At 57.0% G+C, this 11,423-nt stretch carries 15 protein-coding genes and 1 pseudogene; 9 read left to right on the plus strand and 7 right to left on the minus strand.

From position 1 onward, the window contains the following. Window positions 1-57: 57 nt before the first annotated feature. The 4 genes from IQ254_RS25880 to IQ254_RS25895 form a co-directional block, all read right to left on the minus strand. Entirely contained in the window at window positions 58-1,320 is a 1,263-nt protein-coding gene (locus IQ254_RS25880) for a URC4/urg3 family protein (RefSeq protein WP_193969041.1), read from the minus strand. A 10-nt stretch (window positions 1,321-1,330) separates the two neighbouring features. After that, on the minus strand, window positions 1,331-2,620 hold the full coding sequence (locus tag IQ254_RS25885) for a GTP cyclohydrolase II (RefSeq protein WP_193969042.1): 1,290 nt from the start codon (window positions 2,618-2,620) through the stop codon (window positions 1,331-1,333). Between the two features lie 111 nt (window positions 2,621-2,731). Continuing rightward, a complete protein-coding gene (glgA, locus tag IQ254_RS25890; protein ID WP_193969043.1) occupies window positions 2,732-4,219 on the minus strand; it encodes a glycogen synthase GlgA in 1,488 nt (495 codons plus the stop codon). A 189-nt stretch (window positions 4,220-4,408) separates the two neighbouring features. Beyond that, complete coding sequence (locus tag IQ254_RS25895) at window positions 4,409-4,732, minus strand: co-chaperone YbbN (protein WP_193969044.1); 324 nt, start codon at window positions 4,730-4,732, stop codon at window positions 4,409-4,411. A 304-nt stretch (window positions 4,733-5,036) separates the two neighbouring features. Here IQ254_RS25895 and IQ254_RS25900 point away from each other — a divergent pair, with 304 nt between their 5' ends. The 5 genes from IQ254_RS25900 to IQ254_RS25920 all read left to right on the plus strand — a co-directional run bounded on the left by IQ254_RS25900 (window position 5,037) and on the right by IQ254_RS25920 (window position 8,952). Next, complete coding sequence (locus tag IQ254_RS25900) at window positions 5,037-5,369, plus strand: RNA-binding protein (RefSeq protein WP_193969045.1); 333 nt, start codon at window positions 5,037-5,039, stop codon at window positions 5,367-5,369. 214 nt (window positions 5,370-5,583) lie between these two features. Further along, complete coding sequence (locus IQ254_RS25905; RefSeq protein ID WP_193969046.1) at window positions 5,584-6,240, plus strand: VWA domain-containing protein; 657 nt, start codon at window positions 5,584-5,586, stop codon at window positions 6,238-6,240. Window positions 6,241-6,302: 62 nt separating this feature from the next. After that, window positions 6,303-7,139 (plus strand): PP2C family serine/threonine-protein phosphatase, encoded by an 837-nt coding sequence (locus tag IQ254_RS25910; protein ID WP_193969055.1) that lies wholly within the window; start codon window positions 6,303-6,305, stop codon window positions 7,137-7,139. 107 nt (window positions 7,140-7,246) lie between these two features. Next, window positions 7,247-8,218 carry an endonuclease/exonuclease/phosphatase family protein gene (locus tag IQ254_RS25915; RefSeq protein WP_193969047.1) on the plus strand — a complete coding sequence of 324 codons (972 nt, stop codon included), beginning with the start codon at window positions 7,247-7,249 and terminating at the stop codon, window positions 8,216-8,218. Between the two features lie 446 nt (window positions 8,219-8,664). Beyond that, complete coding sequence (locus tag IQ254_RS25920) at window positions 8,665-8,952, plus strand: hypothetical protein (protein WP_193969048.1); 288 nt, start codon at window positions 8,665-8,667, stop codon at window positions 8,950-8,952. A gap of 63 nt (window positions 8,953-9,015) precedes the next feature. On the opposite strand, the gene IQ254_RS25925 is transcribed toward IQ254_RS25920, so the two are convergent. The 3 genes from IQ254_RS25925 to IQ254_RS25935 all read right to left on the minus strand — a co-directional run bounded on the left by IQ254_RS25925 (window position 9,016) and on the right by IQ254_RS25935 (window position 10,017). Next, window positions 9,016-9,399 carry a DUF6516 family protein gene (locus IQ254_RS25925; RefSeq protein ID WP_193969049.1) on the minus strand — a complete coding sequence of 128 codons (384 nt, stop codon included), beginning with the start codon at window positions 9,397-9,399 and terminating at the stop codon, window positions 9,016-9,018. Beyond that, the gene (locus IQ254_RS25930) at window positions 9,386-9,682 is read right to left on the minus strand and encodes a hypothetical protein (RefSeq protein WP_193969050.1); all 297 of its coding nucleotides are present in this window, start codon (window positions 9,680-9,682) and stop codon (window positions 9,386-9,388) included. Before IQ254_RS25930 ends, IQ254_RS25925 begins: the two co-directional genes overlap by 14 nt. A 155-nt stretch (window positions 9,683-9,837) precedes the next feature. Beyond that, window positions 9,838-10,017: a hypothetical protein gene (locus IQ254_RS25935; RefSeq protein WP_193969051.1), complete on the minus strand. Its 180-nt coding sequence runs from the start codon at window positions 10,015-10,017 to the stop codon at window positions 9,838-9,840. Between the two features lie 304 nt (window positions 10,018-10,321). On the opposite strand from IQ254_RS25935, the gene IQ254_RS25940 reads away from it, so the two are divergent. The 4 genes and pseudogenes from IQ254_RS25940 to IQ254_RS25950 form a co-directional block, all read left to right on the plus strand. Beyond that, entirely contained in the window at window positions 10,322-10,543 is a 222-nt protein-coding gene (locus IQ254_RS25940; protein WP_193969052.1) for a DUF2281 domain-containing protein, read from the plus strand. 2 nt (window positions 10,544-10,545) lie between these two features. After that, on the plus strand, window positions 10,546-10,824 hold the full coding sequence (locus tag IQ254_RS25945) for a type II toxin-antitoxin system VapC family toxin (RefSeq protein WP_193969053.1): 279 nt from the start codon (window positions 10,546-10,548) through the stop codon (window positions 10,822-10,824). A gap of 103 nt (window positions 10,825-10,927) precedes the next feature. After that, a pseudogene (locus IQ254_RS33950) lies at window positions 10,928-11,047 on the plus strand (PIN domain nuclease); the annotation flags it as partial. A 165-nt stretch (window positions 11,048-11,212) separates the two neighbouring features. Continuing rightward, window positions 11,213-11,423, plus strand: a 211-nt coding sequence (locus IQ254_RS25950) for a hypothetical protein (RefSeq protein WP_193969054.1), incomplete at its 3' end; no start/stop codon positions are given.

Here is an 11,423-nt window from a genome sequence, read left to right on the forward strand (position 1 = left end):
GGGGGATGGGATCTAGTGAATTCAAAATTGAGAATTCAAAATTTTGAATTTTGAACGTTAGAACACCGTGCCGTCGCTGGCGAGCTGAATCGGGGGGCCACCGCCGGGGCGTTTCTCGGCGGCGATCTGGCGGCCTGCGGTCCAGGTGCCGCCCTGGAGAATTTTGGCTAGAGGGAGGGTGTCGGCATTCAGGCCGAGGGTCTGGCGCAGGTGAGTGGCCAGGTCATCCAACAAACACAGGGTAAGGGCACGCCATTCGACGATCAGGGGCGAATCGGGTGGGTGAGCCCGGTCGGCGGCGGCAGGGTCTTTGAGGCTGAGCACGCCGAGATCCAGGAATAACCCACCGTTGCGATATTCGGCCAATCCAGTGAGTTGATCGAGGTCGGTAATCGTCAGACCCAGGTCTTGGAGGGGTTCTAGCAGCGAGTAGGTGAGCCACTGGGAGAGTTTGTGAAAGGGGACGAGATTGCTGCCGGGGCCAGTGTCGGGCAGCTGGGGATGGGGCCACACGTCGCCCAGGTTGATACCCTCCAGCTCGGCCCTTCCCGGCCAGATTGGGCCTAGCCCTTGCACAATCGTCTGCAAAATCACCACCGCTGACAATCGATTACCCTCAGCCTGTTGCCGCCAGTAATCGACTAAATGCCCAGGTCTGGGTAGGTCTGCACCAAAAAAGTCAGGGAATTGGCCGAGGGTGTGACCCAGCTTTTGCAGGAGGGCAACGCGGCCTTCGAGCCCCAGCAGGGGATTGTCGTCGGTAACCTGGAAGGCTGGGCCGAGCTGGGCTGGGGTAAGCTGGGTGAGCCCGCTAGCGTCTGCCTGCCAGGGAGCCTGGGGCCGACTGGAGAAGAGCCCGGTGGTGAAGCTGTGAAAGCTGGCGATCGCCAACCCCTCCGATCGCTTAAACGCTAGCCCTGTACCAGGTTCCACATACCGCCACTGGTTCCCGGCTCCGGCATCTAACAGCACGCTGGTGATCGCCAGATCGACCTTCAGGCGGGCCTGTTCGAGGGGTGGCAGTTTAGATAGCTCGGGCTCTAGCCGCGCCAACCTCGATGCACCGGCCACCTCAAAGTGCCGCCAGCGCGAGTGAAAGGGAATGTCGCCCTGGGGGTACTGCTGCTGCATGACGGCCAGAACGTAGGCGGCAGCGGCGGGCAGAGCCTCGGGGTGATAGCGGAAGTGCTGGAGTCGATCGGCCAGGGCCAGGGCAAAGAGCGCGCGGGTGCGATCGCGAATAGCTCCCGGACTCTGTAGATAACCCACCGCTCCCGTCGGGTGGGCACTGCCCACCATCCCATCGTTGCCTGGTATCATCGCCACTCCGCTAAATCAGATCGCGCCCCTTCACCTGAGCCAGATCGGTTTCGGTGGGCGCAGCAGTTTCGGTGTAGTAGCCCGCCGCCTTTTTGGCCTCGATTTCCACTCGTGCATCTGGGGGCACCAGGTCGTCGGGGATCGCCACCCGCTTCACAATATCAATGCCCGATCGCACAATGGCGTTGTACTTCATATCGCTCATCGACACAAAGCGATCGATGCGGGTCACCCCCAACCAGTGCAGCACGTCGGGCATCAGCTCCTGAAAGCGTACGTCCTGCACCCCGGCCACACACTCGGTACGGGCAAAGTAGGCGTCGGCGCGATCGCCCCCCTCCTGACGCTTGCGAGCGTTATAGACCAAAAACTTGGTCACCTCGCCCAGGGCTCGTCCCTCCTTGCGAAAATAGACAATGATGCCCGCGCCTCCCTGCTGGGCGGTGGCGATACATTCTTCCAGGCCATGCACCAGGTAGGGCCGACAGGTACAAATGTCAGAGCCAAACACGTCAGAGCCGTTGCACTCGTCATGGACGCGCACCGCCAAGGGCCGCTCCGGGTCAGTAATCGCCGCTTGATCGCCCACGATATAGGCCGTGATGCTGCCGATGGGGGGCAAAAACACCTTCACATCAAACCGCGTCACCAGCTCTGGGAACATGCCCCCGGTCTGCTCAAACAGGGCGTAGCGCAGGTCATCTTCGCTCACCCCTAGCCGCTCAGCCACCCCTGGCAAATACCACACCGGCTCCACCGCCGCCTTGGTCACCACCAGGTCGCCGCCCGGTTTCACGATCACACCATCTTCTTTAATGCGCCCCTGGCGCACCGCCTCCAGCAGCTCTGGCATCTGAATATGGGCGCGGGTGACGGCAATGGTGGGGCGAATGTCGATGCCCTGGGCCATTAACTCTTGGTAGACCTCGCCCACCAGCGCCCCAAAGGGGTCGAGGGAGACGATTTTTTCGGGGTCGGCCCAGCTCGGGTGGGGGCCAATGGCAATCGTCGGAGCAGTATTGGTGAAATCGGGCCGATGGTCAGCCTGAAGCACACCACTGGCCACCGCCAGTGCCCGATACACCGCGTAGGAGCCCGAGTGGGTGCCAATGGCGTTGCGGTGGTTGGGGTCGGTCACCGTGGCCACGATCGCACCGCGCGCTAGCGGGTCAACCTGGCCCCACTGCACTGGACGGCCTTTGAGCCCTGACCGACTGGGGTGCGAGGTCAGCACGATATGACGACGCTTGGGGGCGTCTGCCTGACCAGCCACATTGCCTGTCGCCGAACCGTTACCCATAGGTGCCTCGTGTAACCGCGATCGCTAATCTGCCACATTCTCTCGTCACGAAAAGCTCACAAGTGACAGACAGCCGTACCCAATATTCCCCTCTATCCTAGGGCTCCCAGACTACTGGGGCAACGACGACTGGGGTCGCGCCCCATCTACCGTGGCCGCAGGCTGAGCGATGAGCTCGTCCGCAGGGGCGACCTCCAGCTGGGGCGGCGCCAGCTGCTCCCGATAGTCAAGGCCCAGCATTTCGCTATAGAGCTTGACGTAGGCCACTGCCGATTTGTCCCAGCTAAAGTCTTGGGCCATGGCTCGTTGCTGGAGGGCGCGCCAGGCATCTTTATAGTGGTAACCCTCCCAGGCGCGAATCAGGCAGGTGAAGAGATCGAGGGGCTCGTAGCGGTCAAAGCAGTAGCCGGTGCCCACCTGGTTTTCGGGGTCGTGGTGCTGCACCGTATCGACCAGCCCGCCCGTGCGCCGCACCACCGGAACGCAGCCGTAGCGCATGGCAACCATCTGGCTAATGCCGCAGGGCTCAAACCGTGAGGGCATCAAAAAGGCATCGGCTCCGGCGTAGATGCGACGCCCCAGCCCCTCGCTGTAGAGCAGGTAGGTGGCCATGCGGCCTCGGTAGCGGCTGGCCATCTGCCAGAGCTGGGTTTCGTAGTAGCGATCGCCCGTGCCGAGCAAAATAAACTGGGCATCGGTATACGACAAAAACCGATCCAAGATTTGCAGAATGAGATCCAGCCCCTTCTGCTCTACCAGACGACCGACCAGGCCAACAAGAAAGGCCTTGGAGTTGACCTCTAGGCCCAGTTCTTCTTGAATAGCCACCTTGTTGGTGCGGCGATTTTCCAGGCTGTCGGCGGTAAAAGGCTTGCTAATGAAGCGATCGGTCGCCGGGTCGTAAGATTCAACATCAATACCGTTGAGAATGCCGCTGAGCTTGCCGCTAATAAACGACAGCAGCCCCTCTAGCTCTTCGCCATAGTCGGCGGTTTGAATCTGCTGGGCGTAGGTCGGCGACACCGTATTGACGCGATCGGCAAACTGCACCGCCGCCGCCATGGTGTTGTGCCCCTGCATGTACCACGGGCACCAGGTAATGCGCTCTAGCTCCCAGCGCCACGGCCCCTGGTAGGCCAGGTTGTGGATGGTGAAGACAGTCTTAATGTCGGGCGACTGATTCATCCACACCGGAATCATGCCCGTGTGCCAGTCGTGGCAATGGATGATCTGGGGTTTCCAGTAGTTCCAGGTAAACTCCGCCGCGCCATTGGCAAAGAAGGTAAACCGCCAGCTTTCGTCGGCACCGCCGTAGACCTTGCGCGGGTCAAACGCGGGGTGACCAAACAGGTAAACCGGCACATCTGACTCGGGCAGGGTGGTTTCATACACCGCAAAGTCGTTGAACATGGCGGTGCCCTGCCACACCGGCTCGGCTGGAATATCTACTTTGTCGGGCATAAAGCCGTAGTAGGGCATAAAGATGCGCACATCGTGCCCCAGCTTGCGCAGCACCTTGGGCAGCGAACCGACCACGTCACCCATGCCGCCGACCTTGGCCAGGGGCGCCGCCTCCGCTGCCACAAAAAGAATTTCCATATCGCCCGCCCTACTGTTGGATCACTCGGCTGTCCCCAGTCTACGGGGGTGTGGACGTTCTGCCTAGATCTTGCACTGGGGCTGGTGATGGCCCTGAGGAAAGCTCAAAAGCAAGCTCCTAGCCGCTGCCCTAGCCGGGGCAACTGCCGCCTAGAACCCGCTCCAAACTCTAGCTTGCAGCAGGGGAAATCAGGCCAAATACTTATCTAGGGTAGCGCTGTATTCTTCATACTTTTTGGCGCCCACTAGGGTTTCTGTGGCCTCGCCTGCGGTAAAAAACATCACGGCAGGAATGCTGCGAATGCCGAAGCGCTTGGCGATCGCCTGGTTAGCGTCAAGGTCAAGCTTGAGCACCTTGGCGCGATCGCCGTACTCATCGGCCAGCTGATCCATCAGCGGGGCCACCAGCTTGCAGGGGCCGCACCAGGTGGCGGTGCAATCTACCACTAAGAGTGACTCTGCGCCAAGCAGGGCATCAAACTCAGTCTCGTCTTGAATGTAAGCAGCAGGCATAAAGATTCGATCCCATCAAATCCCCATTGTCTCATAGCGACGGTATGGAATAGGATACAAAACTTTACCTCTGGTCTACTAGGCCTGTCACAGTGCTTGGTTAGAAAGCCTTAGGGTCACAGGGGAGAATAATTTAGCGGTTTACCCCGGCGCCTGCTTTTTAAACGTGCTAGTCTTGCTCAAGAGATATAGAGATCGGTTAGCAGCATTTGTTTCTAGTACTAACGAGTTTTTCCGTTTTTCCATTGACAGACTTCTCTCCGAAATTTTGCTCTACAAGCCCTTTAATTTTTGGAGACCAGCTATGTCAATCTACGTAGGCAACCTGTCCTATGACGTTACCAGTGAAGATCTAAGCTCTGTGTTTGCAGAGTATGGGTCTGTCAAGCGAGTTCAGCTTCCCACCGATCGTGAGACTGGCCGCATGCGCGGTTTTGGCTTCGTCGAAATGTCTGCTGATGCCGAAGAAGATGCTGCTATTGCGGCTCTCGATGGTGCTGAGTGGATGGGCCGCGACCTCAAAGTCAATAAAGCCAAGCCCCGCGAAAATCGTAGCGGTGGCGGCTCCTTTGGTGGCGGCGGCGGCGGTCGCAGAGGCGGTGGCGACAGCTTCTCTCGCGGTGGCGGTGGCTACTAAGCCCTAAAAGGTCTGATTAACCCGGCCCCTATGGCCGAGTTAAACTAACCCCAAAAGAGGATCCAGATACAGTGTCTGGATCCTCTTTTTGATATGTATTTGATTGGCGGTCGGCACTGCCGTTCTCGGGTCGTCATCACAATCTGTAAAATTCGATACGCTTCGAGAGCAGTACCCTGGTGGAGACCCATCGTGAATCCGAGGGAGATGTGCCATGCCTGTAGGATTACCTGAATTTGTTGAAAACCCCGAAAACCGCTGCCCGGTGATCTTGCTACTCGATACCTCTAACTCCATGGCGGGGGAGCCGATTCAAGAACTCAGCCGGGGGGTGGAGGTGTTTAAGCGAGATACGTTAACGGACAGCAAAGCGGCCCTCAGCGTAGAGGTGGCGATCGTGGCCTTTGGGCCGGTGCGGCTGGTGCAAGACTTTACCACCATTGACCAGCTCACGCCGCCAGAGCTGGTGGCCGACGGCCTCACCCCCATCGGCGAAGCAATCGATTACTCCCTAGCGCTGCTGGAAGCGCGCAAAGAGACCTACAAAGAAAACGGCATTCAGTACTATCGGCCCTGGATTTTTCTGATTACCGATGGGGCCCCCACCGATGTCTGGCAGGCGGCGGCGGAAAAAATTCGCGCCGGGGAGGCCGCCCGTAAGTTTTGCTTCTTTGCCGTCGGCGTCGAAGGGGCCGACATGAAAACCCTCAGCCAGATCGCTCCGGCGGAGCGGCCACCGCTGCTGCTGAAGGGGCTCGACTTTAGCCCCATGTTTGTCTGGCTGAGCACGTCAATGAAGCGGGTGTCGAGTAGCAAGGTGGGTGAGGCCCTGGCGCTGCCCCCGGTGGAGTGGGGCCAAATCACCACGTAGGGGCGCACGGCGGTGCGCCCTTATGAGGGTCTGGACAAGCTGGAGTTTTTTTGGACATCATTGTGGGTTGGAGAGCGATCGCCCGGTCGGCCATCGGCACCCGTCATCAAGAGCAGCAACAGCCCTGCCAAGACTATGGGGCGGTGGTGGTGGCTGCGCCCAGGGCAGAGCGCGATCGCCATGGGGTGATCGTTGGTGCCGTGGCCGATGGGGCCGGTAGCGCCCGCCACTCAGATATCGGAGCCAAGCTGGCGGTGGCTACGACCTTGCGATATTTGGCTGGCAGCGAAGCCTGGCTGCAAAAGCGGCAGCGATCGTGGCAGCGGTGGCCCCAGGCGCCTTCAGCAGAGCTGATGCGCCGGGTGTTTACTAAGGCGGTGGTGCGATCGCAAACCCAGATCGCTCAACGGGCCAACGCCCAGGGCTGGGAGCCAGATGATTTGGCCTGTACCCTGCTAGCGTTTTTGGCCACCCCCGACTGGCTGGCGGCGATGCAGATTGGCGACGGCTTTATGGTGATGAGCTACGGTCAACCTGAGGTGAGCGGGGTGCCGGCTAATGCCGACTATCAGCTGCTGTTTCGGCCCGATCGCGGCGAGTTTGCCAACCAGACCACCTTTATTACCGCCGCCAATGCCCTGGCCACCATGCAGGTCGCCGTGGTGGGGCAGCCCCCCCGATTTATTGCCGCCGCCACCGACGGTCTCGAGCGGGTCGCCCTGCGATTAAAAGACTGGGCTCCCTTTGCCCCCTTCTTTAGCCCCCTGGAGGAATACCTGTGGGAAACCCCTCACCCTGAGGCCGACGACGCCTATCTGATCAGCTTTCTGACCTCAGAGCGGCTCAACCAAAAGACCGATGACGATAAAACCCTGGTGCTCTGCCGCTATGAAGCCTAAGCGGTTTCGTGCCGTCTTTCGAGCCATCGCTCTACGGGTATTGTCCAAGGCATCGAGTTCAGCAAATGTTTTGTACCCTGCTTGTAGTAAACAGGGGTTTTGTCTGTATGGCTCAAAAGCAGTCCCGCAGTGTCAGCGTTTTCGCTTGGTTCATGCTGATGGCAGTGGTAGGGATTACCGCGATCGCATTGCTTAGCAGCCGCTACGGTTGGCCCATTTATCTAGAGTTGCTGTCGCATTTTCAGTTGCAGTACTGGGTTTTGAGCCTGGTTGGATTGAGCGCGATCGCCTTGACCCGTCGCCGGGTGCCGATCTGGATTGGGATTGCCTGCGTTGCCGCTTTGACGACTCAGCTAGTGCCCTGGTACTGGCCCCTCCACTTTTTGGGTGCGCGCGATCAGGGGAACTTTCGCATCCTGATTGCCAACGTCAATACGCAAAATCGCAACTTTGATGCCGTGATCAATCTTGCTCAACAAGAAAATCCCGATCTGGCTCTATTCATGGAGGTCAACGATCGCTGGGTCAACCATCTGGATACCCTTTTGGCGCAAATGCCCCACTTTGCAGGCGAAACGAGTGACGGCAATTTTGGCATCGTGGTGTACAGCCGCTACCCGCTAGAGGCCGTAGAGCTGATCGATTTTGCTCAGAGCAGTACCCCCAGCATCACGGCAAATCTTTCGGCAAAGGGGCAGGTGCTTACCCTGGTGGGCACTCATCCACTGCCGCCAGTGAGGCCAGATACCTTTCATTCGCGCAACCGACAGTTTGACCAATTGGGGCAATATCTCCAAACGCTGGATGGCCCCATAGTGCTGATGGGAGACTTTAACGCCAGCATGTGGTCACCGTATTATCAGCGGCTTAAGCGCCAAACTAGGCTCAGAAATGTTCGTCGTGGCTTTGGTCTGCTGCCAACCTGGCCTGTGGGGGACCATCTCGGATGGATGACGCAGTTGTTGGCTATTCCGATTGACCATGGCTTGCTCAGCCCAGAATTGACCGTGGTTGATGCCCGGGTTGGCCCTGATGTTGGCTCCGATCACCGCCCCGTGCTCATAGACCTGCGCCTTTGAGCCATGAAACTGCGCCTGGCTTTTTTGCCTCGACCCATTGAGATGTTGTGACCGTACAGCTTGCCAAAATTTGGTCAAACGCTACTGGCAGGTGCTACCAACACCCACCAGCTGACCCCCAAGGCAGGAGTAGCTGTCTCGGAGGCTGAGTAACCTGAGTTCGGGATAAGAAATTTTCCTGCTAAAGCAAGCTTACTGTCCCCTCCTGGGAGGGGTAGGGGTGGGTCAATCAAGGCTATCGGCGGAACTTCACCGTATTGAGCCGATTACTCTCTGTAGCAGTTTTGACCCACCCCGCCCTCCGGGCACCCCTCCAGAGGAGGGGACGGCGTTATCCCGAATTGAGGTTGAGTAGCATTTTACTCGTGGCCGCTCCGAACCGCATGTTGTCTGGGAGCGGCCAAATTTTGGGTTTCCTACCCATTCGTTTCTTGGAGGAAACCCCAATGTTGTGTTTTATGCGCCAAGATCCCCGGTTTTTTCAAAAAACCGGGGATCTGAATCCCTTGCGCCTTGCTTCTCCCGACGCCCAGGCAGGACGAGAGCGGTTGAGGCATCTGGTAATTGGTTCGCCGGATGGGGTGCGGGGGGCGATCAACCATCTGCACCTGGTGCAGTACGCCGAACGGCTGGAGTGGAGCCGTCAGTTCAAGATCCCCGAGTCGGGGATCTTGATTACCCCAGAACAGGGCGAGGTGTTTAGCTACCTGCTGCGCTATCGGCAGTTGGGTTAGCAATAAGCTAGATGGCTGGGTTATTGCGAAACTCAGCCATCTTCTTTATAAACCTTTAAGAGGTTAGCGAGTCACGTAATCAATTATTTCCTGAACCAAACCCTCGATACTGGGAGGCTCCGCAGGAATAATGCTGCCATCGGTGTCGTGCTTATGATGGTCGAAACCTAGCGGTGGACGATGTGCGGCATTGTCATAGCGAAAAATTAGTGTTCCGTCTGGGGCCTGGTGTTGGTAGGCATAGCTGAGTTGCTGAACGCTCCCTTCCTCAATCAGGTATTCGCGAATGTAGAGCTCGCTAGTGTCAATTAACTTAACGGCGGCTTTCAGCACAGCCTGGGCACCAGGTCGAATCTCTGCGGAGAAGTCGATCTGCTCCGACAATCCATAGTCTTCAAAGGTCTGCAGGCCTGATCTGACCCGTTCGAGATGGTCACGAAGCGACATAGGTCACATTTTTGAGCAGAGTTAGCTCTTCGGCTAGCTGTTCGAAAAGACGGTACTCTCCCATCCACTCAACGTATTCGAGATCTTTCCCGACCAGGTCTTCAGCAGCAAATCGTTCGGCAAACTCAGCAGAGGAGACATGATATCGATCTTCAAACTGCTTTAATCGCTCTAGGGAGCGCTCAGTTCCTTTTTCTAGCCGCGAGATTTCTTTGTCGATGGCGTTGCGGATGACGGTGACGACTTTAGGCACATCTACAGACCTGAGAATGATTTCTGTCATGGGCAAGCCACCTCCATGCTATGGGGTTGATTCTATTATGGCTGGAACTTCGAGTCGCTCATGTAAGGGGTACCCGTTCACCTGTGAACCAATATCAAGTTCTTGCCCAAGGCATCCATATACTTTCTGAGGCAGGCTTCTAGGGCAGGGCTGTCTTAGAAAGATTTATCGAGAACGCCTGGCAGACCAGGCTCAAGCGGCACTATCGCCCATCTGCTCCCACGGTTATGATTGAAGTCATCTTGGGCGGTTCGTTCGAGCAGGCGATCGGGCTGCTCCCGGCAAAGTTGCTCAAAGTCTTGCTGGGTAATGTATTGAGTGGGGGTTTGAACCATCGGGTTAACCTCGCTGGGGCGATCAAGGCAGTCGTCCACCAATGGCTCAATTGTAGTGGGCCTGCCGCCGCACAGCCAATCAGGCATCGACCATCGAGGGCTGATAGATTCAATCATGTCAATTCTTCACAGAGATGGATCTCCATACCATGTACATCATCCAGCAAACGCCCGACACCGTAGAACACAAGGGCGATTCATAATGGAGGTGTCAGAGACAACTCCAACATTCCTGGATCAGATCGAGTCGTCAACCCAGAATCGCCGTCATATTTTTCGTAAAAACTTTTGAGGAGAAACAAAAATGATCCAGCCCGCAATTCTAGAAAAGCTAGAGGCGCTGCCAGAATCTCTACAAACCGAGGTTTTGCACTACATAGAGTTTTTGTCAGCACGCTATGCAGAAAAGCCTGTTGGCGCAGAGCCAAAAGCCGAGAAACGAGGCGGCCTAGGAATTTTGAAAGGCAAGATCTGGATGTCTGAAGACTTTGACGAGCCGCTTGAGGATATGAAGGAGTACATGTAAGTGTGAACCTCTTGCTCGATACTCATACCGTTATCTGGTATTTCCAAGACGATGAGAAATTGCCGTCAAGCGTAGCTGATTTGCTTGAAGATCCCGATAATAGTCTCTACGTCAGTATTGCGAGTTTATGGGAAATCGCCATTAAGCTCAACCTTGGAAAGCTGACATTGGAGATAGCTTTTGCTGATTTCAGGAGACTCCTAGAACGATTTCTGATTGAAACATTACCGATTTCGTTTGCAAACACGGAGGAATACTTGAGGCTTGCACTAAGTAGGTAAGCCTAATTAATTGTAAGAAAGGGTTTGGGGGCTGCGCCCCCAGGCAGGGGGTTTCACCCCCTCCACCCCCACCAGCATCTTGAGTTTAATTAGGCCCAGCTACTTACACCACCGAGATCCGTTTGATCGGATGCTGGTTGCTCAAGCAATTACACATTCGTTAGCTGTTGTGAGTGTTGACACGGCTTTTGATGTATATCCAGTTCAGCGGGTGTGGGCATGAACAAGGCGCTGATGTTGCTCTTAAGTTCTTCACAGAGCCGTTCATTCACCGTGTCAGTGCGTATAGTAGTTGCTGGTGAAAGCCTGTCGCCCCTGGCTCCCAGCGCCTAGCCCCATGCAGGGTAAACCCTGACACGCTTCCCCTACCGGTTACCCTTGAGGCCCAATGACCATAACCCAGACCGCAAAAAGCGCAGGTACCGCAGGCCAAGTTCTGGGCTGCGTGGGCCACAGTCGGTCGGTTACTCTGACCCGGCTGCTGGCCACCAGTGGCGAGGGCCAGGTGTGGCACACCAACTGGCCCGGCCACGTCGCCAAGCTCTACTTCAACCCCAGCGGCGATCGCATCCGCAAGCTAGAGGTAATGATCGCCCACC

The sequence above is a fragment of the Nodosilinea sp. LEGE 07088 genome, from assembly GCF_015207395.1.
Taxonomy (GTDB): Bacteria; Cyanobacteriota; Cyanobacteriia; order Phormidesmidales; family Phormidesmidaceae; genus Nodosilinea.

What these genes read in the sequence shown, in the direction of transcription:
- IQ254_RS25940 (WP_193969052.1), top strand. Translation starts at nt 10,322, where the DNA reads ATGATCCAGCCCGCAATTCTAGAAAAGCTAGAGGCGCTGCCAGAATCT.
- glgA (WP_193969043.1), bottom strand. Translation starts at nt 4,219, where the DNA reads ATGGAAATTCTTTTTGTGGCAGCGGAGGCGGCGCCCCTGGCCAAGGTC.
- IQ254_RS25880 (WP_193969041.1), bottom strand. Translation starts at nt 1,320, where the DNA reads ATGATACCAGGCAACGATGGGATGGTGGGCAGTGCCCACCCGACGGGA.
- IQ254_RS25915 (WP_193969047.1), top strand. Translation starts at nt 7,247, where the DNA reads ATGGCTCAAAAGCAGTCCCGCAGTGTCAGCGTTTTCGCTTGGTTCATG.
- IQ254_RS25885 (WP_193969042.1), bottom strand. Translation starts at nt 2,620, where the DNA reads ATGGGTAACGGTTCGGCGACAGGCAATGTGGCTGGTCAGGCAGACGCC.
- IQ254_RS25920 (WP_193969048.1), top strand. Translation starts at nt 8,665, where the DNA reads ATGTTGTGTTTTATGCGCCAAGATCCCCGGTTTTTTCAAAAAACCGGG.
- IQ254_RS25905 (WP_193969046.1), top strand. Translation starts at nt 5,584, where the DNA reads ATGCCTGTAGGATTACCTGAATTTGTTGAAAACCCCGAAAACCGCTGC.
- IQ254_RS25925 (WP_193969049.1), bottom strand. Translation starts at nt 9,399, where the DNA reads ATGTCGCTTCGTGACCATCTCGAACGGGTCAGATCAGGCCTGCAGACC.
- IQ254_RS25935 (WP_193969051.1), bottom strand. Translation starts at nt 10,017, where the DNA reads ATGGTTCAAACCCCCACTCAATACATTACCCAGCAAGACTTTGAGCAA.
- IQ254_RS25930 (WP_193969050.1), bottom strand. Translation starts at nt 9,682, where the DNA reads ATGACAGAAATCATTCTCAGGTCTGTAGATGTGCCTAAAGTCGTCACC.
- IQ254_RS25895 (WP_193969044.1), bottom strand. Translation starts at nt 4,732, where the DNA reads ATGCCTGCTGCTTACATTCAAGACGAGACTGAGTTTGATGCCCTGCTT.
- IQ254_RS25900 (WP_193969045.1), top strand. Translation starts at nt 5,037, where the DNA reads ATGTCAATCTACGTAGGCAACCTGTCCTATGACGTTACCAGTGAAGAT.